The following is a 21,114-nucleotide window of genomic DNA, read 5'->3' as shown; positions in this document are numbered from 1 at the left end:
CACGTCTTTCTCTTTCGATGCCTTGCTGTGTAAGGCTTTCTCTTATCAATGAAAAATAAATTTTCAAAACACGACCAATTGGTCAAGTTTTTGCTTTATCCATTCATAACGATGCGTTGCAAACCGAAAGCCTTAATTCAAACAGCAACAATCTCAACTCAAACCATAAAATGAAAACGGAGAATTTCATGAAACTAAATCAGTGGATGACGGCTGCGGCACTTTCTGTGTCTGCACTGCTCTCAACTTCGGCGCTGGCGGATGATCCGCTGAAAGTCGGCTTCGTCTATGTCGGGCCGATTGGTGACCATGGTTGGAGCTATGAGCACGACCAAGGCCGTATCGAAATGGAAAAGTACTTCGGCGGAAAGGTCAAAACCACATTTGTTGAAAACGTACCGGAAGGCGCGGATGCAGAACGCGTGATCACGCAGTTGGCAAAATCGGGCAATGACGTGATTTTCACCACCTCTTTTGGCTTTATGAACCCAACGGCGAAAGTGGCGAAACGTTTTCCGAAAGTGACCTTTGAGCACGCCACCGGTTACAAGATGGATAAAAACTTGGGCACGTACGTGCTGCGCACCTATGAAGGTCGTTATGTCTCTGGTGTCGCTGCGGGGATGGCCACCAAAACCAACACGCTGGGCTACATCGCAACATTCCCGATTCCGGAAGTGATTCGTGACATCAACGCCACCTATCTGGGCGCGAAGAGCGTCAATCCAGACATCAAACTGAAAATTGTTTGGGTCAACACTTGGTATGACCCAGGCAAAGAGTCGGATGCAGCGAACGCACTGATTGACCAAGGCGCAGACATCATCATTCAACACACCGACAGCCCAGCGCCACTGATTGCCGCTGAAAAACGTGGTGTGATGGGGATCGGCCAAGCGTCTGACATGAGCCATTTTGCGCCGAAAGCGCACATGTTCTCCGTGCGTGACCACTGGGCGCCGCACTACATCAAAACCGTCGAAGGTGTGATGGATAAAAACTGGAAGCCACAGGATTACTGGGGCGGCTTGAAAGATGACGTACTGCAGATCGTGTCAATCAACCCTGACCTCCCTGCTGAAATCAAACAAGCTATACTCAGTACAGAGGACAAAATTAAGTCTGGCGCTATCGTTCCGTTTACCGGCCCGATGAATGACAACCAAGGCCATTCCGTGATCGCTGCGGGTCATTCTCTAACCGATAAAGAACTTGCAGGCGTGAACTGGTACGTCGAAGGTATCGACGCCAAGATCCCTAACTAATCTCACTTCCGGCTCGCGTCTCCTGCTCACGGTGCGCGAGCCGTTTTTTACCTAGCAAGTTGACCAATTGGACAAGTTTTAAAGACAGAGGAAGTTATGTTAGAGCTCATGATTAACAGCGAGGTGATCAGAGTGGAATCGGCCAAGGCGGATACCATGCTGCTCAACTATTTGCGCGAACAAAAACAGATGACAGGCTCTAAAGAAGGATGCGCCAGTGGCGATTGCGGTGCCTGCACCGTCGTCATGGTCGATCTGGATGAATCTGAGCGCCTTCGTTATCGTCAGATCAACGCCTGCATTACACCAATTCATGCACTGCATGGCAAACAGATCAGGACTGTTGAACATCTCAAACAATGTGACGCGTTGCACCCGGTTCAGCAAATGGTGGTCGATAAACACGGCACGCAATGTGGCTTTTGCACGCCGGGGATTGTGATGTCGTTGTACGCCCTTTCAAAACAAGAAACGGCTCCCGAAAACCCCAGCGATTTTCTCGCCGGAAATTTATGCCGCTGCACAGGCTATGGCCCGCTGATTGACGCCGCGAACACCATTGCTCACAGCCAAATTGAAGACCCACTCAGCCGTGATGACGAAACCGTGAAACTCTGGCTCGGTTCTGTGGCCGAAAGTAGTGAGCCGCATTACGCGCGTCCAGCTAACCGTCAAGCGTTGGCTGAAGCGATTGCCGCCATGCCGGATGCCAAAATTATCGCAGGCGGGACCGATTTATCGCTCGAAGTGACCCAACACATGAAGTCGCTGCCTAAACTCATCGATATTTCACATGTGGATGATCTGCTGGGGATTTCTGAAACCACGTCAGGCTGGCGAATTGGCGCTGCGGTGCCGATGAATCAGGTTCACGAGTTCGCCAAAGCGCATTTCCCAACCGCTGATGAAGTCATTGAACGTTTGGGCAGTTTAACCATTCGTCACCGCGCAACGCTCGGTGGCAGCCTTGGTCATGCCTCGCCGATTGGCGACATCGCCCCGCTGCTGATCAGCCTCAATGGTCGCATTGAAGTCGATGATGGTGAAACTCGCATTCTGTTTGCACCCGAAGATTACATTACCGGCTATCGCGAAACGGTGTTGAAACCCAATCAATGGATCAGCGCGATTCACTTGCCGCGTTTGGCGCCGAATCAGCATCATGCGATCTACAAAATCAGTAAGCGTTACGAAGACGACATTGCGACCGTGACGCTGGGCATCAATATGACCATTGCCACCGATGGACGAGTGAAGCACTGCATCATTTCAGCAGGCGGGGTTGCCGCGAAATCGGTGCGACTGCATGAGCTGGAAAAAGTGTTCGTTGGCCGCCCATTGTCACTGCCCATCGTACACGCTGCAAAAGCACTGGTCCCCACACTCATTCAGCCGCTGAGTGATGTGCGCGGCAGTGCTGACTATCGAGTGAAGTTGGTACAAAACCTGCTGCAACGCTTTTATCTGGAATCGCAACACGTTGAAACAAGGTTGGTGCAACATGCGTAAGTTAACGTCGATTGAATCCTCACACACGCAGCCGCACCCCGCGTTCCAGGTGGTTGGGCGTTCTCACCAGCACGAAAGTGCCGAAAAACAAGTCAGTGGTGAAGCGCAGTTTCTGGATGACTACGCCACGCCGCGCGGTTGTTTGCACGCAGCCGTCGTCACCAGCGCGATTGCTAAAGGCCAAGTCAGCTCGGTGGATCTGAGTGCTGTCAGTCAGGCCGACGGTGTTGTTCGAGTGCTGACGGCGGATGATATTCCGGGCGAAAAAGACATCGGAACCATCTTTAAAGGTGACCCGTTGCTGATGCTGAACGGCGAGATTCGTTATTTCGGTCAACCCATCGCTTTGGTGCTGGCAACCAGTCATGAACTGGCCTGGAAAGCGGCTCGTCTGGCGAACGTCGAATACACAAAAAGTGACAATGTCACTCTAAGTTATGCGGAAGCAAGCCTTCACGAACCTTTACTGGCTCGCCATCAAATGGGCCCCAATCCCGATACGACGCTGTTCGACCAAGCCGACATTCACCTTGATGGCGACCTACATGTGGGCGGTCAGGAGCACTTTTATCTGGAAGGCCAAGCGAGCCTTGCTGAACTCACTGAAGATGGCGGCATCTTTCTGCGTTCTTCAACCCAAAACCCGTCGGAAGTCCAAAAGCTGGTTGCCGAAGTGCTAGCGGTTGATTTTAACCGAGTCACCGTCGATATGCGCCGCATGGGCGGCGGATTTGGCGGTAAAGAGAGTCAGGCTGCGCAATGGGCATGTATGGCGGCGCTGGGTGCGTTTCACACCAAACGTGCGGTAAAAATGCGTTTACCACGCGCCGTGGACATGACGACTACGGGTAAACGCCACCCCTTCTATAACCGCTATCAACTTGCGGCGGACCAACAAGGCGTGATCCAAGCCGCCAGTATTGAAGTGAACGGCATCTGTGGTCACTCGCCGGATCTTTCGGATGCCATTGTCGATCGCGCGATGTTCCATGCCGACAATGCCTATTCCCTCGGCAAGGCCACGGTGGTTGGTAATCGTCTTAAAACCGACATGGTCTCTCACACTGCGTTTCGAGGCTTTGGTGGTCCACAAGGCATGATCGTGATTGAAAAAGCGATGCAGGAACTGGCGCTAGCCACCGGACTCGATGCACTGGATGTGCGCCTGAACAACCTGTATCGCGCGGGCAAGAACATCACGCCATACGGGATGGAAGTGGAGCAGTATGACGAGATGCGCGGCATCATCGAGCAGTTAGAAGCTGATGCTGACTACCGCGCGCGCCGCTTAGAAATCGAACAGTGGAACATGCGCAATCCGGTGCTGAAAAAAGGTCTGGCGCTTACCCCCATCAAGTTCGGTATCGCGTTTACCGCTACTCACCTCAACCAAGCGGGCGCGCTGATTCACATCTACACCGATGGCACGTTGCAGGTGTCGCACGGCGGGACGGAAATGGGCCAAGGTCTGCACACCAAAGTTCAGCAGATTGTGGCGCAGTCGATGGGGATTTCGCTTGATAAAGTCCTCGTCACATCAACGCGCACCGACAAAGTGCCAAACACCTCACCAACCGCCGCCTCTTCAGGCGCTGATCTCAATGGGATGGCAGCTCACAATGCGGTGATGACCATCAAGGAACGTTTACTGACGTTTGCTCGCGAACATTATCACAGCGATGACCTAGATATCGTCAACGACACTTTAGTCGGTGCCGCGACCCCTGTTTCTTGGGCGGAACTGGTGCAACAAGCCTACATGCATCGCGTGTCGCTCTCGGCCAGTGGCTTTTATCAAACACCAAAAATCGGTTACGACCGTGCCACCGCGACGGGTCGTCCGTTCTTCTACTTCTCGCTCGGGGCCTCTTGCTCAGAAGTCACCATTGATACATTGACGGGTGAACAGCACGTGGATCGCGTGGACATTCTGCATGATGTGGGCAGCAGCCTTAACCCGGCGATTGACCGCGGCCAGATCGAAGGCGCGTTTATTCAGGGATTGGGCTGGCTGACAACCGAAGAATTGGTGTGGGCCAAAGACGGCCGCCTGCTCAGCAACAGTCCGATGAATTACAAGATTCCGACCATTGGCGATTATCCAAAACAGATGCAGATTGCGCTGTATGACAAAGCCAATCCGGAGCACAGCATTTATCGCTCGAAAGCCGTTGGTGAGCCCCCGTTCATGCATGCGATCAGTGTTTGGTGTGCCATTTACGATGCAGTGGCGTCCATTTCTGAGCATCGCTGCGCGCCGCACCTGCATGCGCCGGCAACAGGCGAAATGATTTTGAGCGCCTGTGAGCATCAACAGCAGTGGCTTGAAAGCCATCCAGTGAAGGAGAACGCCGATGTCATTCTCTCATAACGCCTTTTTGGCAAGTCAGGGCCTCAATTGGCTGGCGGCATGTCAGCAACTCGAACAGCGCGGCGAAGCGTACTGCATCGCAACGGTTGTCGCTTATGTCGGTTCCGTGCCACGTACCAGCGGTGCCAAGATGGTGATCACAGAGACGGCGCAGTTTGACACCCTAGGCGGTGGCAATCTGGAGTTTCAAGTCATTGCGCTGGCGCGTGAACATCTCAAAGCCAAGCACAGCGACGTCACGATTGAACGCTTTTCTCTCGCAGCAGATTTGGGGCAATGTTGTGGTGGCGCGGTGCAAGTGATGTTCGAGTACTTTCAAACGCAAACGCCGCAGGTGGTCATCTTCGGTGCAGGCCATGTGTGCCGGGCGTTGACGAGTGTGCTCTCAGAGTTACCGTGTCACGTGAAAGTGGTAGATAACCGTGCTGAGTGGCTCACGCCGCTCGCTCAACTTGGCGTCGAAACACACCATTGCGACGACCCGCGTCAGGCGATGACCAGCCTGAACGATAACGCCTATCTCATCATCATGACCCAAGATCACGCGTTGGATTTCGAATTAACGCTGTCTGCGCTAGAAGCACGGCGCTTTGCGTTTGTGGGTTTAATTGGTTCGCAAGGCAAGCGTCAACGGTTTGAGTTTCGTCTCAAAGAACAGCTGAGCAATCCGGCATGGATTGATGCCCTGACCTGCCCAATCGGCCTCCCAGATGTACAAGGAAAGTTACCAATGCAAGTGGCCGTATCTATCGCGGCGCAATTGATTGGCCTGTTCGCTAATCAAACACCAGCGCCATCAAATGGTGATGCGCAGTGGCAGCAAGCCAACCAAGCGCGCAAATCACTCAAGGAAACGCACGAATGAACTCCACCCTGAATCAACTCGATTTGAGTGAAGAACAGCTGGCACAAATTTGTACCAGCAGACGTTGGCAGCAACTTATGCAGGCGGCGATGCCGTTTGCGTCGGCCGCGGCATTGAACGATGCCGCAGATGCCGCGTTTGCCCAGCTTGATGAAGCCGATTGGCTGGAAGCCTTTGCCGGACACCCGATGATCGGCGACATGGCAAGTCTTGAGAAGAAATACGCGCAGGGTAAAGCGCTGAGTGCCAAGGAACAAGGTCAGGTTCAGCTGGCGTCCAATGAAACGCTGCAAGAACTGGTGGCGTTGAATCAACAATACCGCGCGAAGTTTGGCTTTATTTTCATTGTCTGCGCGACCAATAAAAGTGCCGACGACATGCTGGGCCTTCTGAAGGCGCGCATTCACCGAACATACCAACAAGAGCTGCAACAAGCTGCAATTGAACAACAAAAAATCAGTCATATCAGAATGGAAGCGTATCTATGAATCAATTAAGTTGTCATGTACTCGACACCGCCAATGGCCGCCCGGCCGCAGACATTACCGTCAAGCTGTTTCGCTTGGGCAGTTTTGAGTGCCTTGCTGAAGCACAAACCGACCAGGATGGCCGAGTCAAATTTGCCGAGGTCGCACTCGATACGCACAACTACACGCTACGATTTTTGGTGCAACCCTACTGTGAGGCGCAATTTGGACAGGCATTTTTCCCGATGATCGACGTTCATTTCACGGTGAGTGAAACGCGCAACTATCACATTCCATTGCTGCTCTCGCCTTATTCCTACTCGAGTTACCGAGGCAGTTAATATGGTGAAAGACAATTCAGCATGGCAAGTTCACCGGGGAAGCATTCTGCACTTTCCTGAAGTGACATTGTCACCAAAAGACAACTATGAATACTGGAACGACGGTGTTTTAGTCATTGAACATGGTCGCATACGGCATGTGGGTGATGCGAAAGCGTTCTTCTCGGTGTCGGCCAATAAAGCGTTGCTGATCCAGGGCAACGTGGTCCAGCATCGCGGCTTATTAATCCCCGGCATGATTGATTCGCACGTGCATTTTCCGCAAGTCGAAATCATCGCCAGCTACGGCAAACAACTGCTCGACTGGCTCAACACTTACACGTTCCCGACCGAACTTCGCTTTTCCAACTACGACTACGCAAAAGTTCAGGCGCAATTTTTCCTGCAACAATTGTTTGCGCATGGGACGACCACGGCGAGCGTTTACGCGACGGTGCATCCGCAATCGGTGGACGCCTTTTTTGAAGCAGCCGAGCAATATGATGCGCGCATGGTTTGCGGCAAAGTGATGATGGATCGCTTCTGTCCTGACGCGCTGCAAGACACGCCTGAATCGTCGTATCGCGACAGCAAAGCGCTGATCGAACGCTGGCACAATCAGGGCCGTGCCCTGTACGCAATTACGCCGCGTTTTGCGCCAACCAGCACGCCGCAACAGTTGGCAAAAGCCGGACAGTTGGCCGATGAGCATCCGGACACCTTCATTCAGACTCACTTGAGCGAAAACATCAACGAAGTGGCGTGGGTGAAAGAGCTCTATCCGCACGATGCTGATTATTTGGGGGTGTATGAACGCAATCATCTGGTACGCGACCGTGCGCTGTTCGGCCATGCGATTCATCTGAGCGAGCGTGAACAACAAACGCTGGCCAGTAGCGGCGCGTCTATCGCCTTCTGCCCGTCTTCCAACCTCTTTCTCGGCAGCGGCCTGTTTCCGTATGACAAAGCGAAAGATGCCGGGATTCCGGTGTCGATTGCCAGTGATGTGGGGGGCGGCACCAGTTTGAGCCTGCTGCGCAATCAGGCAGATGCCTACAAAATCTGTCAATTGCAAGGCGTCAGCCTCGATGCGTTTGAATCGCTCTACCTCTGCACGCAAGGCGCCGCCGCGTCAATGGGACTCGATCACCTGATTGGGAATTTTAACATCGGCACTGAAGCCGACTTCATCGAACTCGATCTCACTGCATTTCCAATGCTCAAACAGCGCACATTGCGTTGTCAGGATTTGTCTGAGCAGCTTTTCGCCCTGATCACCCTTGGCGATGAGCGAGTGATCGAGAGAACTTACGTTCATGGAAAATTAGTCTATCAAAAGGATATGGTGTTATGTGGCCACAACTCTACGAATGGTTTGCGTTATTCATCAAATGGTTTCATGTAATTTGTGGCATCGCATGGATTGGTGCGAGCTTCTATTTCACGTGGCTGGACAACAGCTTAGAAACCCCGCCGCAATGGAAAAAAGACAAAGGTATTAAAGGCGATCTTTGGGCTGTACATGGGGGCGGTTTCTATGAAGTGGCCAAATATCAGGTTGGCCCGGAAAAAATGCCGGAGAAACTGCATTGGTTTAAATGGGAAGCCTATTCGACCTGGCTGACGGGTTCGGCATTGCTGATTTGGATGTATTACTTCAACGCGCAAGCGTATCTGGTCGACCCACGTGTGATGGCACTCACCTCGCTGCAAGCGGTTGGTGTGGGTGTGGGCGGTATTTTGCTTGGCGTCGTGGTGTATGAGGGCTTGATGCGCTCTCCGTTTGGCCGCAATACGCTGCTGTTCAGTGGCGCGTTAATCGCCTTTGGCGCGCTGTTTTTCTATGGATTTACGCACCTGTTCAGCGGCCGCGGCGCGTTCATCCATATGGGGGCATTAATTGGCTCCATTATGGTCAATAACGTCTTCCACAAGATTATTCCGGGTCAGCGCAAAATGGTTGCGCAAGTAGCCGCGGGTGAACCGGTCGATCCTGCGCCCGGACTGGAAGGTAAACGCCGCTCGATTCACAACAACTACTTCACACTGCCGGTGATTTTCCTGATGATCAGCAACCATTACCCGATGGTGTATCAACATGCGCACAGCTGGTTGGTGGGAATGCTGATTCTGGTGATCAGTGCGTATATTCGTCACTACTTCAACCTCAAACATGCCGGTGAGAAAAAACCGTTCGTGATGTTTTCTGGTGCGGCCGCGATGTTTGCTCTGGCCGTCGTGATTAGCTGGCAAGCGACCGAACAGATGCATATGGCGAAATCAAATGCGCGTGAAGCTGCGCCTGCCAGTGCGACGATCACAGCGTCGCTCAATGCGGATCAACACATTGCGCAGCAGATCATCGAACAGCGGTGCAGCCAGTGTCACAGTGCCACGCCAACGGACGACATCTTCAAAGTGGCGCCGAGTGGCGCGGTGTTTGATAGCTGGCAGGACATTGATCGCTGGAAATCACGCATCATTGCTCGCGCCGTAGACAGCGCAGATATGCCGTTTCTCAATAAAACCCAGATGACGGACGAAGAACGCCAGCAGCTTAAGCAGGCATTGTCCGCACTCAACTAATTGAAAAGACGAAGATAAACAAAAGCCACTTGGAGGAACCAAGTGGCTTTTTTATCGTTGATGGACAACCCACGGGGCGGGTTCAAGGAGAAATTAAGTGACCAGAATAGTGACTTAATTGCTCACCGAGGAGACCTGCTGAATCAATGCTGCCAGAGACAAATCCGGCATATTGGACAGCGCGATCACCACCAACGCAATGATCATGAAGGTTGGAAATAACTGCATAAAGTAGGAAAACAGAAAGCCTTCACTGTAATCTGAAGAGGAGTATGTCTTTTTCATCACTCTAGCCTCGCGCTCCATTGCCAATGGAGACAGTTGACGTTGTTGCGTTCGTTTCAAGCATGGTGATCGCTTGCCACTCAAAAACACCCATCAAGACGATTGAACTGTGTCAATTTCGTGCCTTTCCCGCTTCATAGAGTGACTCAACCACACTGAGCACCGTGATCGTTTGAGTGCGTGACGAATTCATCGTGCTGCTCACACCGGGTGACCACCGTCCCTCATCTTCTCTGTTGAAGAATGATATAAACTCTAGCGCATATTTGTGGGCTTTCCACTAAATACAAATAGAATCCATTCTTATTTACGATTTATCAGTTTTGAGAATTATTGCATTCAATGTTCACGCACAATGCGTGGCTAAGCGAAGTGTAAAGCAATGTAAAGTCCCGAACCCTTTGTCCAGTCATCGCTCCAATGCTGGGTTCAATCATAAGAACGACATTCAATATTCCAATCAATGAAGGACGAACACATGAAATCTATTTCGCTTTTTGCCTTATTGGGCTGCACTTTGTTGTCGGCGTCGGCCATGGCTCAAAACCAACCGAGCGATCGCCCGGAGATGGGACCGCCTCCGAGCTTTTCGGATATGGACAGCAACGGCGATGGCGTATTGACACAAGATGAAGTGCAAGGCCCCATGCAGCGTGATTTCAGCGACATGGATAGCAATAGTGATGGTCAGTTAACCGAAACCGAAGTGGATACGTTTATGAAGAACCATCGACCACCACAGCGTCCAAACCACGATGAATGACATCGGATTGCGAGAGAAATAGAAAGAGAAAGAGAAAGCCCGGTTATTACCGGGCTTTCAGTTGAATTATCCGATGATGACGGTTAGCGAAAGCGTTTCACCATCTCAACAAAGCAGTTGAGTGCGGTCAGCACATCAGCTTCCATCACCTGCTCTCGCGGATGGTGACTGATCCCTTTTTCACAGCGCACAAACAGCATGCCAATGTCGGTGAGTTTGGTCATCGCCAGCCCGTCATGCCCTGCACCACTCGGTAGAAAACGGGGCGCGATCTGAGTGACGGTTTCGACCACATCCGCCCATTGTTGCTGAAGCTTCTCACTGCACAACACCGCTTCCGCTTGGTAGATGGTTTGGTAGTCAAACCCCAAGTTGCGATTGCGGGCAATGTCTGCAAGCTGTGCCAACAAATCAACTGTGCATAGTTCTAATGTGGCTTGCGACAAACTGCGAATATCAATCGTGAAACGGGTGTCGCCAGGAATCACGTTCACTGCGCCCGGCAACACGTCACATTGCCCCACGGTCGCCACAATTCCATGCTGCTGCGCGAACGTCTCGATGCAGGTGATCATCGCCGCGGCGCCGCACAATGCATCATGGCGCAACTCAACGGGCACAGTGCCCGCATGGCCCGCCATACCTTTCACTTGGCATTGAAAGCGCTTCGCACCAGCAATCCCGGTGACCACGCCGACTGGCAGATTCTCCGCTTCCAATACTGGGCCTTGCTCAATGTGCACTTCCAGATACGCCTGCGTATCTTCCGCCAAACGCGCATCGCAGCCAGCCAGTTGTGGATCCAGGCCAAACGTACGCATCGCATCTGCCATCGAGATGCCATCAGCATCTTTCACGTCCAGCCATTGCGGATGAAAGCATCCAGCCACGCCGCTGGAACCTATTAACGTGGTGTTAAAACGGGAGCCTTCTTCATCGGCAAACGCAACCACGTCGATATGAAATGGAAACGCTTCATCCGCCAGTTGAGCAAGCGTTTCGATGGCCAACAGTACGCCTAAATTGCCGTCATATTTGCCTGCATTAGTGACGGTGTCACTATGAGAGCCGAGAATCAGCGTCGGTTGGGTCGGATTGGCGGACACTTTACGCCCCCACTGATTACCGACACTGTCTTGCCAGGTTTCAAGGCCCGCATCACGCATCCATTGCGCCAACTGGTCATGGGCGGCGCGATGCTGAGGCGTCAGATAGGCGCGCGTGATTGCGCCCTCGTCAGCGCTGAATTGAGCCAGCGTGTCTGCTTGCTCCATCAGCTTTTTCGCCTGCTGCGCCATGGTATTTTTTTCTGCTGTAATCATCAGCGCTCCTTGCGTTGATTCGCCAAACTCACGTTGTATTTTGTATCCACCTGACTGGTGTGATTAGGCATAGAATTCCATTGCCGCAACGACGGATTGCCCCGGCACAATCGCTGCTTTGTGTTTGATCAGAATCGCTTCCAGCGCTGCAAGCGTTGCCAGCACGCATTCTTGGCGGGCGTTGTATCCCATGGTTCCGATGCGCCAAATTTTGCCATGCAGCGGACCAAACGAGGTGCCAATTTCAATCCCGAAGCGTTGCAGCAGCTCCAGACGAATCGCATCACCATTCACATTGGCCGGAATGTAGACGCCGACCACGTTGTTCATTTTGTAAGCTTGGTTGCCGAACAATTCCAACCCCATGGCACGCAAGCCAGCCGCCAGCGCATCCCCTGCTTGTTGATGGCGTGCAATCACCTTGTCTGCGCCTTCTTCGAGGAAAAGGCGCGCACATTCACGTGCGGCATAGAGCATCGACGTCGCTTCCGTATGGTGGTTCAACCGTTCCGGGCCCCAGTAATCCATGATCATCGCCAAATCGAAGTAGTTGGACTGAATCATCGCCTCTTCGCCTTGAGTGTGGTGGTCAGCACGAATCCCCGCTTCGACGTGTTTACGGCGATTAATCACGGTTGCGCAGCGATCGCTTAAGGTAATGGGCGCTGAACCGGAAGGCCCGCCAAGGCATTTCTGCAAGCCAGCCGACACCGCATCCAGATGCCATTCGTCGACTTTAAGATCGTTCCCCGCAATTGACGCGGTAGCATCACAGTAGAACAGCACGCCATAACGCTGACAGATTTCGCCCATCTCTTTGAGCGGCTGATTCATTGTGGTGGAGGTATCGCCTTGCACGGTCGCGAGCAGCTTTGGTTGAAACGCTTTGATTGCCGCTTCGACTTTTTCCGGCGGGCACACTTCCCCCCATTCGATATCGATGGTTTTCACTTCAGCGCCAACGCGCTGTGCTATTTCACACAGCAAGTGACCAAAGCGGCCAATCACCGGCACCAGCACCTTGTCGCCGGGCTGTAACACAGACACCAATACCGCTTCAATGCCGGAGCGCGCCGTGCCATCCACCAACAAGGTTTGCTGGTTTTGGGTCTGGAAAACACCGCGATACAGGGACTGCACCTGGTTCATGTAGCCGGTCATGACCGGATCGTACTGGCCAATCAGAGACTGAGAAATGGCCTGATGAACGCGTGGGTAGGCATTGATTGGTCCCGGGCCCATCAGCAGACGCTGTGGTGGGTTCAAGGTTTCAAAAAGTTCGTTTTGGGCGGTCATGTTATTCTCCAAGTAAACTGGTTCCATCACTACGAGGATCGCTGGTCGCACACGCCTTTCCATGCGTATCGAGAATGATTGCGCCAGCGTGTCCCATGAGTTCGTTGCAATCGGCCACAAAGGTGACGTCGTGGCCACGTTGTTTTAAGGCATCGCCATATTGCTCATACAGCGATTGTTCAAGTCGTAAATTGTTAGTGCTGTTGCCCCATGTGCGGCCAAGCAGCCAGCGCGGCGCAGCAATCGCATCACTGAGCGAGAAATTTTGATAGTGGTAGCGGCTAAACAGGCACGCTTGCGTTTGTGGTTGGCCTTCGCCGCCCATGGTGCCGTAACTCATGCGGCGGCCATCGGCGAGTTCGGCATAGGCCGGATTCAAGGTATGGAACGGCTTTTTACCCGGCGCCAACACATTGTGGTGACGGGCATCGAGCGAGAAGCTCTTCGAGCGAATGTTCCACAAAATGCCCGTTTCTGGTAAAAACACACCCGAGCCGAACTCCCAATACACGCTTTGAATGAAGCTCACCATGGTGCCGTATTGATCGCTGGCGCCCATCCAAATGGTATCGCCCGGTTTGGCCTGATGCGGCCAAGGCAACGCCTCATTTAAGGACACATTGGCCGCACATTTCTCGACAACGGCGTCGATGAGCCATTCCTGCAACGGCTGGCTTAAAAATTCTTCGTCGCACACTTCGCGATCGCGAATGATGAAGGCTTGTTTGGTCGCTTCAACCAGCAGATGAATGTGGTCGACTTCGCTTTGCGCTTGCGACGCCAGCCGATCGTAAATCGCCAGAATCAGCAGTGATGCCACACCTTGCGTGGGCGCGCCAAAGTTGTATAGGCGCCCTTTTGCGGTATTAACGGTGAGCGGAGCCATCACTTTTGCCTGATGAGCGTGAAAGTCGTCCAACGTCAACGGACTGCCTGCGGCTTGCAGCTCTTTCGCTGCGGAGGCGGCGATCTCGCCACGATAGAAATCATCCAACCCACGTTCAGCCAGCGCTTGTAATGTGTTGGCCAGCGCCTCGTTCACCAAGGTATCGCCGACTTTGAGTGTTTGCCCCTGCTTGAGAAAGTTCTGCGCAAAAGCTTGCAATGAGGCTAGACGTTCAAAGGTTTTTTCGCTGGCGTTGACTAAGCTTTGCGTCACTTCCACACCGTCACGGGCGGCATCAATTGCAGGTTGCAGCAGTTCGGTTAACGTCAATGTCCCCGCATCTACTTCCAGCGCTTTTTGCCACGCTGCAATGGTGCCGGCCATAGTAATCGCCGAGGCCCCACCGCTGAATGGCAGTTCATCACCCAGCGCGCGATAGTGTTCAACATCCACATTCAACGCCGCGGCGCCGCAGCCATCAATGGCAACGGGTGTCTGGCCTGCTTTGGCGATCAGCCAAAAACTGTCGCCACCGATGCCGTTCATGTGCGGGTATTGCACTGCAATCATCGCGGCAGCAGCGACCATGGCTTCACTGGCGGTGCCGCCAGCGTCGAGAATTTGCTGACCGACTTGCGCGGCCTTAAAGTGCGGGGCAGTAAATGCCGTTTGATGCTTCATTCACGTTCTCCTTAACATGCGCCGTTGTGAACGGCTTCACCCGTGACAAGCAGCGTCTCTTCCTGATGAGGCAAACCCATCAGTGAGATACCGCACGGGCCTTCTAATAATTCTTCCATGGGCAGATGGAGTTGCGGTAATCCCGACAGTCCTGCAAGGCTGGTCAGCCCCATCAACTGCGAGCGATAGACCGCCAGTTCATCAGCCGGCATCGTCAGTGACGGCGGGCCCGATGGCGTGGTCGGTATTGCCCACAAGCAACGCTGTTGTTTCAGGTGTGTCAGTAGCTGTTGCTGAAAATCCTGTTGTCGTCCTTTCGCGTGGTCATACTGCTCACAAGTGATAGTTCTGGCCCATGTCACGCGCTCCCCGATCGCCGGATCCAGACTGTCGCCATACTGCGTGAGCCACGCATCGTGATGTTCGATAATTTCAAAACCTTGAATGGTGCGAAACAGTAAGCTCAGGTCCGTCAGTGACCAGCCATTTTGTGCCAGAATATGGCCTTGAATGATCTCAATCCCCGCGCGTCGACACTGCTGGCTCAAACGTTCAAGACGAGCGGCGCTCATCACCGCTTGGCACTGCGCATCGAGATAAACGCGCGTCACTCGTTCGCCGGATTGACGACGTGCCGCCAGCACCGACCACACATTGCGCATCAAGCGTAAGTCACGCGTGAAAATGCCGGCGGTATCGAAACTTTTCGCTAATTCAAAACAGTGGGACAGATCAAGCGTGCCGAGGGTTGGACGCAAGCCGAACAAGCCGCAATAGCTGGCCGGCACGCGGATTGAGCCGCCCGTGTCGGTGCCGATAGCAAAGTCGCAATCGTTGTTCGCCACTGCGACCGCGCTGCCACTGGATGAACCGCCGGGAATACAATTCGGCGCTTTCGGATTGATGGGCGTGCCGTAATGACTGTTCTGACCATTGAGGCTGTATGCCAGCTCGTCGGTTTGAACACGGCCAACGCATTCAGCGCCTTGACCGAGCAGCGCGGTGATCAGTGGTGACGTGGCCGTCGCAATTTGATGGGTTTTCAGCCAAGTGGGATTGCCAGCGCCTGTGGCGTAGCCTTCGACGTCAAATAGATCTTTGAAGACAAATCGGGTGCCAGAGAGCGTTCCCTGCGCGGTGGCGGGCAGCGTGTCTGGCCCCTGAGCGCAATAAATACGAGCGTCCTTACTCATTCTGTATCCTTCCGTGGTGTTCCTTTTAGGCGCTGAATCCGCAGCGCCTAAGCTTTTGTTGATTTTTTGAAGCGATTTGCAGCGAATCGACTGATGCTGCTTAGTTGGTCACCGTCTTCAGGGATTCGCTTTGGCGCGCGTAACGGTTCGCCAGTACTGCGCAGTAGAAAATCTGAATCGGGTGATACAGCATGATGGGCAGCAAAATCATCCCCAGCGATGGATCCGCGCCGAAAATCACCTTCGCCATCGGAATGCCCGCGGCCAGTGTTTTCTTCGTCCCACAGAACACAGCCGCCACTTCATCCGGCAGCGTAAATTTGGTGCGGCGTGCGCCCCATTGAATCAGGTGCACCATAAACAGCAGAATCACGGTACAAATCGCAATAGAGCTGATCAGCAACCCCATCGAGAACTCGCTCCAAATGCCATTCACCACGGAATCACAGAAGGCGTTGTAAACGATGAGAAGAATCACGTATTTGTCGACCTTATTGACCACCGCTTTATGACGATCCACCCAAGCGACTAAATAAGGACGCATGAGTTGGCCCACAATCATCGGTAACAGCAAGAGTTTGGAAATCGAGACCACCGAGTCCAGCAAATCCAGTTGTACGCCTTCAAATCCCATAAAAAGTTGAATCAAAAGTGGTGTGATGAACACGCCAAGAATACTGGAAAGTGATGCGTTAAAGATTGCGCCCGGAACGTTCCCTTTGCCGACACTGGTCATCGCCACTGATGACGAAATGGTGCTTGGCAGAACGAGTAGATAACAGAAGCCAAATGCCAGCGCCGCAGGCATATAAGCGAGGAACGCCTCACCAAAAATGACCCACAGGATCGGGTAAACCACGAATGTCGCGATTTGAATGTAAATGTGTAGACGCCAGTTGGTCACGCCTGCTTTGATCGCTTGAGGCGAAAGCCCAAGACCGTGGAGGAAGAAGACAATGGCGACACCGACGCCCGTCAGTTGATCCAAGTGGATCATGCCACCGGAACGGCCAAATTCAGACGTCACAGTCGCCAGCAGAATGGCAACCACCATCCCGACCAGAAACCATTCCTTTTTGATTTTTGCTAATACATTCATGTCGTTATTTTTGCTCTTTGTTATGTTGTGTGATGTTACGTTTGAATTATTCCACTTCGTTCAATTGCGCATAACTGTGCGAGATATGGCGACTCAGCTGGGCGGCATGTTGTCCGAGGTGACGATACACTTTGTTAACCAAATAGGATATTAAGCTCATAGGCACGGCATAGCTATCCAAAGGTGCCTGATTATTCATATGACACACTAAAAAATGTGCCACAGCATCGGCATACTTCTGACCGGATTGGTCGGTGATCAGTAAACACGGCTTACCGCTCAGGTGATGAATGATCTTTTCAAACTGTGCAACGCGTCTGCGGATACCAATCACAATCACAAAATCGTCGTCCGCAATCGAGACCAAATCTTCTCCCAAGGTCTGGCCCGGCAACGGCAGCAGTTCCACGTTAGCGCGGCACTGCATCAGTTGCTGACGAAAATGCATCGCCAGCGGGTAACTGTTGCGATAGCCGATGATTTTCACCCGTTTGGCGTTGGCGATGGCCTCAACCAGTTCCGAGACATCCAACGTCGCTAATTGTGCCCATAGTTGTTCTAAGGCGCGCATATCGTGTTGAATTTCTGGGTCTTCGATGTTGGATGTTAATACCGGAATCCCCTTTTCTCGCTCCTGCATCAGTTCCTGACGAAGTGCAACATGATCCTCATAACCCAGTTGACGAATAAAGCGACTCACACTGGTTTTCGATACCGAGCAGGCTTCAGCGATTTCTGCCGTCGACAGCATCAAAATCTTTTCCGGATTCAGTTGCAGATAGTCTGCCACTCGACGGCTGCTTTCGGTCAAGCGTGAATATTGCTGGGTAATTCGTTCACTGAGTGAGTGGTGAGTATTGGTCATGCTGACTCCATCAAGATGATTAACGAACGGCGGACAAAAAGCTTTGCAGCTCTGAGGTTTGCGGCGCTGCAAACACGGTTTCACTCGGCCCGGTTTCCCACACTTTCCCCTGATTCATGAACACCACGCGGTCGCCCACATCGCGGGCAAAGTTCATTTCGTGCGTCACCAGAATCAGTGTCATCCCTTCCGCTTTCAGTTGTTCTAGCACTTTCAGCACTTCGCCAACCAGCTCCGGATCCAGCGCTGACGTGATTTCATCACACAACAGCACTTTCGGATTCATGGCTAATGAACGTGCAATCGCCACGCGTTGTTGCTGGCCGCCGGACAGATTGGTCGGATAGGCATCAAACTTATCGGCCAGACCGACTTTTTCGAGCAGTTCACGGGCCAGTGTTTCACACGCTTCACTGCTTTTCTTTAAGACCAGCTTTGGTGCTAGCATCACGTTTTCGCCGACAGTCATGTGCGGGAACAGGTTGAAGCTTTGAAACACCATGCCCACACTGCGGCTCAAAAGGCGCAATTTGTAATCGTCGTTTTCTACCGCTTGACTATCTACAATGATCACGCCTTCCTGGTAATCTTCCAAGCCATTCATACAGCGCAGCAGCGTACTTTTCCCCGAGCCACTGCGGCCGATGATCGACACCACTTCACCCGGGTTGATTTTTAAGTCGACTCCTTTCAGGACGTGGTTTTCGCCATAATATTTATGGACTTGTTCAACACTAACGAGCGACATGGTTTCGAGTCTCCAAATATCGGGCTAACGCAGAAAGCGGAAAGCAAATGGCAAAGTAAAGCAGTGCAACCAGCGCGAACACTTTGAACGGCTGGAATGTGGCGTTGTTGAGCATGGTGCCGGCTTTGGTCAGTTCAACGAATCCGATGATGGATGCCAGCGCAGTGCCTTTAACAATCTGAACCGAAAATCCGACCGTTGGCGCAATGGCCAGACGCGCGGCTTGCGGCGCAATGATGTAACGCATGGTTTGCAGATAGCTCAGCCCCAAAGTGCGGCACGCTTCCCACTGGCCTTTCGGCAGTGATTCGATACAGCCGCGCCAGATATCGTGAAAAAAGGCGCTGCTGAATAACGTTAATGACAACACGGCGGCTGTCCAGGCACTGACTTCCACGCCCACGAGGGATAAACCAAAGAAGGCGAGAAACAGCTGCATCAGCAGCGGCGTGCCCTGAAACAATTCCACATACAGCTTGATGACGCCGGTAAACACGGAGTGTCGCGTGCTACGCAACAAGGTAATCAACAGTCCGAGCAACCCGCCGCCGACAAAAGCGATCAGCGACAGTGCGACGGTCCAGCGAGCGGCCATCAATAGGCTGCGAAAAATATCCCAATCGGTAAATTGCATCATGGTGGCGCTCTCCTACAACGACGGGTTCTTAAACGCGACACGCTTCACGAACGCAAACATCTGACGCATCACAATCGCAAGCACCAGATAAATTGCCGCCGTCAGCATGTACGATTCAAAACTCAGAAAACTGCGCGACTGGACGAAGTTGGCCGCAAACGTCAGATCTTCCACCGAAATCTGTGACACCACAGCAGAACCCAACATCACAATGATGCACTGGCTGACAAGCGCCGGATAAACACGTTGATACGCAGGCGGAATCACAATGCGAGTAAAAATCTGCATGCGGGTCAATCCCAAAGTTTTCCCTGCCTCCCACTGCCCTTTTGGTGTCGCTTCGATACCAGCGCGAATGATTTCCGCCGAATAAGCACCCAAGTTAATCACCATCGCAATCACGCCCGCCTGCCAGGCGCTGAGTTTGATACCGAGTGCCGGCAGACCAAAAAAGATAAAGAACAACTGCACGATAAACGGGGTGTTACGGATCACTTCGATGTAGCAGGTGCAAACAAACTTCAGCCATTTGGCCTGACTGTTTTTTGCGCCCGCACACAATGTACCGAGCAACAGTCCGCCAACGGTTGAGATGATGGTCAGTTCTACGGTGGTGCCCAACCCTGCCACAAACTGTGGCAGGTAAGGCGTCAAACCGCTAAAGTCCAACTGATAGCTCATGCTTCGTCCTTCACGTTACGCACCCAGATCCGCAGGAAACGGTGCTTTCAGCCATTTTTGCGAGAAGCCTTCCAACACACCGTCTTGTTTCGCTTCGGTGATCAGACGGTTCACTTCTTTTAGCAGTGCGTCTTCGCCCTTCATCACACCCACATAACACGGTGAGTTTTTCAGCAGGAACTTCGTTTGTGGCGCTTTGGCCGGATAACGAGTTGCGATTTCTGTCACCACCAGATTACCGGTCGCAATCAGGCTCACCTGACCAGACAGGAATGAGGACAACGTGGCGTTGTTATCTTCAAAACGTTTGATCGTGGCATCGCTCGGCGCAATCTTGCTCAGTTCCAAATCTTCCACTGAGCCGCGTGTCACACCGATGGTTTTGCCGCTCAGATCCTGCGCGCTGGTCACCGCTTCATCCGATGAGCCGAATACGCCGAGATAGAAAGGCGCATACGCCGCACTGAAGTTGATCACTTTTTCACGTTCCACATTTTTACCCATGCTCGAAATCACCAAATCCACTTTACCGGTTTGCAGGTAAGGAATTCGGTTCGCACTGGTGACCGGCACCAATTCCAGTTTGACATCGAGCTTTTGGGCCAGATACCCGGCCATATCAATGTCGTATCCGTGAGGCTTGAGGTCAGTCCCCACAGAACCAAAAGGCGGAAAATCTTGGGGAACCGCAACTTTCAACACCCCTTTCTGTTGGACAGACTCCAGTTGGTCGGCTTGCGCGGTGGTCGCACCGAACAACAGGCTGGCAGACATGAGCACACTCGACATTGCTGCAACTATTTTCATTGTGAATCTCCTTATCGATAATGAAACGTTTGAAACATCTATCGAGTCATTTGCAACGATTGCGCCAACTTAAGATAAAAATAAAAACCGTAACGATTTTATTAACTTAGAAATAATCATCGGCGTTTACGCCTTGAAGAATGACGTCTATGGTGGAACTTTTGGTGCAAAATCGATCAATGGTGGTGCAATCGTTTCAGCCCCACTTCTGTTCTTTATCCGGAAGCAAATCTGCGTTAGCGAGTCTATCGCTGACTGGGAATTCCTTTTTCATCACGTCGCATCCTTGTTTTCACATTGTATACAATCGTAAATACAAGGAGCGTGCCAAAATCGAAATGTATTGAAATCACTGGCTTTCGGTGATGATAGCCACTTTGAACTAGACTTAGAATGCACCACGAAAGTTCAGCGCGCCACATGTTAGTGCATAAAATTTCAGCAAATTGGCGATTCGAAGTTGAGAAT

The 21,114-nt window shown here is 52.4% G+C and carries 20 protein-coding genes; 9 read left to right on the top strand and 11 right to left on the bottom strand.

Features of this window, described 5'->3' with window-relative positions; all coding sequences use genetic code 11:
- Window positions 1–188: 188 nt before the first annotated feature.
- The 8 genes from ACS18Q_RS18410 (at window position 189) to ACS18Q_RS18375 (ending at window position 9,383) form a co-directional block, all read left to right on the top strand.
- Window positions 189–1,265, top strand: a complete 1,077-nt coding sequence (locus tag ACS18Q_RS18410; RefSeq protein WP_441258183.1) for a BMP family ABC transporter substrate-binding protein — start codon at window positions 189–191, stop codon at window positions 1,263–1,265.
- A gap of 96 nt (window positions 1,266–1,361) precedes the next feature.
- Window positions 1,362–2,774 carry a xanthine dehydrogenase small subunit gene (xdhA, locus tag ACS18Q_RS18405; protein WP_441258182.1) on the top strand — a complete coding sequence of 471 codons (1,413 nt, stop codon included), beginning with the start codon at window positions 1,362–1,364 and terminating at the stop codon, window positions 2,772–2,774.
- Window positions 2,767–5,145, top strand: a complete 2,379-nt coding sequence (gene xdhB, locus ACS18Q_RS18400; protein WP_441258181.1) for a xanthine dehydrogenase molybdopterin binding subunit — start codon at window positions 2,767–2,769, stop codon at window positions 5,143–5,145. Before xdhA ends, xdhB begins: the two co-directional genes overlap by 8 nt.
- Complete coding sequence (xdhC, locus tag ACS18Q_RS18395) at window positions 5,129–6,010, top strand: xanthine dehydrogenase accessory protein XdhC (RefSeq protein ID WP_441258180.1); 882 nt, start codon at window positions 5,129–5,131, stop codon at window positions 6,008–6,010. Before xdhB ends, xdhC begins: the two co-directional genes overlap by 17 nt.
- Window positions 6,007–6,498, top strand: a complete 492-nt coding sequence (locus ACS18Q_RS18390) for a 2-oxo-4-hydroxy-4-carboxy-5-ureidoimidazoline decarboxylase (protein WP_441258179.1) — start codon at window positions 6,007–6,009, stop codon at window positions 6,496–6,498. Before xdhC ends, ACS18Q_RS18390 begins: the two co-directional genes overlap by 4 nt.
- Entirely contained in the window at window positions 6,495–6,818 is a 324-nt protein-coding gene (gene uraH / locus ACS18Q_RS18385) for a hydroxyisourate hydrolase (RefSeq protein ID WP_075989436.1), read from the top strand. Before ACS18Q_RS18390 ends, uraH begins: the two co-directional genes overlap by 4 nt.
- Window position 6,819: 1 nt before the next feature.
- Complete coding sequence (guaD, locus tag ACS18Q_RS18380) at window positions 6,820–8,202, top strand: guanine deaminase (RefSeq protein WP_441258178.1); 1,383 nt, start codon at window positions 6,820–6,822, stop codon at window positions 8,200–8,202.
- On the top strand, window positions 8,148–9,383 hold the full coding sequence (locus ACS18Q_RS18375) for a urate hydroxylase PuuD (protein ID WP_441258177.1): 1,236 nt from the start codon (window positions 8,148–8,150) through the stop codon (window positions 9,381–9,383). Before guaD ends, ACS18Q_RS18375 begins: the two co-directional genes overlap by 55 nt.
- Window positions 9,384–9,497: 114 nt before the next feature.
- Here the strand turns inward: ACS18Q_RS18375 and ACS18Q_RS18370 are convergent, their stop codons facing one another.
- Window positions 9,498–9,668, bottom strand: a complete 171-nt coding sequence (locus ACS18Q_RS18370; protein ID WP_167498033.1) for a hypothetical protein — start codon at window positions 9,666–9,668, stop codon at window positions 9,498–9,500.
- Between the two features lie 478 nt (window positions 9,669–10,146).
- Between ACS18Q_RS18370 and ACS18Q_RS18365 the strand changes: the two genes are divergently transcribed.
- Window positions 10,147–10,431, top strand: a complete 285-nt coding sequence (locus ACS18Q_RS18365) for an EF-hand domain-containing protein (protein ID WP_172563018.1) — start codon at window positions 10,147–10,149, stop codon at window positions 10,429–10,431.
- An 83-nt stretch (window positions 10,432–10,514) separates the two neighbouring features.
- Here ACS18Q_RS18365 and ACS18Q_RS18360 read toward each other — a convergent pair whose 3' ends face one another.
- The 10 genes from ACS18Q_RS18360 to ACS18Q_RS18315 all read right to left on the bottom strand — a co-directional run bounded on the left by ACS18Q_RS18360 (window position 10,515) and on the right by ACS18Q_RS18315 (window position 20,646).
- Complete coding sequence (locus ACS18Q_RS18360; RefSeq protein ID WP_441258176.1) at window positions 10,515–11,753, bottom strand: allantoate amidohydrolase; 1,239 nt, start codon at window positions 11,751–11,753, stop codon at window positions 10,515–10,517.
- A gap of 63 nt (window positions 11,754–11,816) precedes the next feature.
- Window positions 11,817–13,049, bottom strand: a complete 1,233-nt coding sequence (locus ACS18Q_RS18355) for a pyridoxal-phosphate-dependent aminotransferase family protein (RefSeq protein ID WP_004728105.1) — start codon at window positions 13,047–13,049, stop codon at window positions 11,817–11,819.
- Window position 13,050: 1 nt separating this feature from the next.
- Window positions 13,051–14,616 (bottom strand): gamma-glutamyltransferase family protein, encoded by a 1,566-nt coding sequence (locus ACS18Q_RS18350; RefSeq protein ID WP_441258175.1) that lies wholly within the window; start codon window positions 14,614–14,616, stop codon window positions 13,051–13,053.
- A gap of 11 nt (window positions 14,617–14,627) precedes the next feature.
- Window positions 14,628–15,809, bottom strand: a complete 1,182-nt coding sequence (locus tag ACS18Q_RS18345) for an amidase (RefSeq protein ID WP_441258174.1) — start codon at window positions 15,807–15,809, stop codon at window positions 14,628–14,630.
- 100 nt (window positions 15,810–15,909) lie between these two features.
- Complete coding sequence (locus ACS18Q_RS18340) at window positions 15,910–16,908, bottom strand: bile acid:sodium symporter family protein (RefSeq protein ID WP_441258173.1); 999 nt, start codon at window positions 16,906–16,908, stop codon at window positions 15,910–15,912.
- 46 nt (window positions 16,909–16,954) lie between these two features.
- Complete coding sequence (locus tag ACS18Q_RS18335; RefSeq protein WP_143680447.1) at window positions 16,955–17,773, bottom strand: MurR/RpiR family transcriptional regulator; 819 nt, start codon at window positions 17,771–17,773, stop codon at window positions 16,955–16,957.
- A gap of 19 nt (window positions 17,774–17,792) precedes the next feature.
- Window positions 17,793–18,521, bottom strand: a complete 729-nt coding sequence (locus ACS18Q_RS18330) for an amino acid ABC transporter ATP-binding protein (protein ID WP_441258172.1) — start codon at window positions 18,519–18,521, stop codon at window positions 17,793–17,795.
- The gene (locus tag ACS18Q_RS18325; protein WP_004728098.1) at window positions 18,508–19,158 is read right to left on the bottom strand and encodes an amino acid ABC transporter permease; all 651 of its coding nucleotides are present in this window, start codon (window positions 19,156–19,158) and stop codon (window positions 18,508–18,510) included. The genes ACS18Q_RS18330 and ACS18Q_RS18325 overlap by 14 nt, the downstream gene beginning before the upstream one ends.
- A 12-nt stretch (window positions 19,159–19,170) precedes the next feature.
- Complete coding sequence (locus ACS18Q_RS18320) at window positions 19,171–19,839, bottom strand: amino acid ABC transporter permease (protein WP_441258171.1); 669 nt, start codon at window positions 19,837–19,839, stop codon at window positions 19,171–19,173.
- Window positions 19,840–19,854: 15 nt separating this feature from the next.
- A complete protein-coding gene (locus ACS18Q_RS18315; protein WP_441258170.1) occupies window positions 19,855–20,646 on the bottom strand; it encodes a transporter substrate-binding domain-containing protein in 792 nt (263 codons plus the stop codon).
- Window positions 20,647–21,114 lie beyond the last annotated feature (468 nt).

The sequence above is a fragment of the Vibrio sp. Vf1514 genome (genome assembly GCF_052076135.1).
GTDB lineage: Bacteria > Pseudomonadota > Gammaproteobacteria > Enterobacterales > Vibrionaceae > Vibrio > Vibrio furnissii.
The sequence above is the reverse complement of the archived record's forward strand: the minus strand, read 5'-3'. Positions and strand labels throughout refer to the sequence as shown.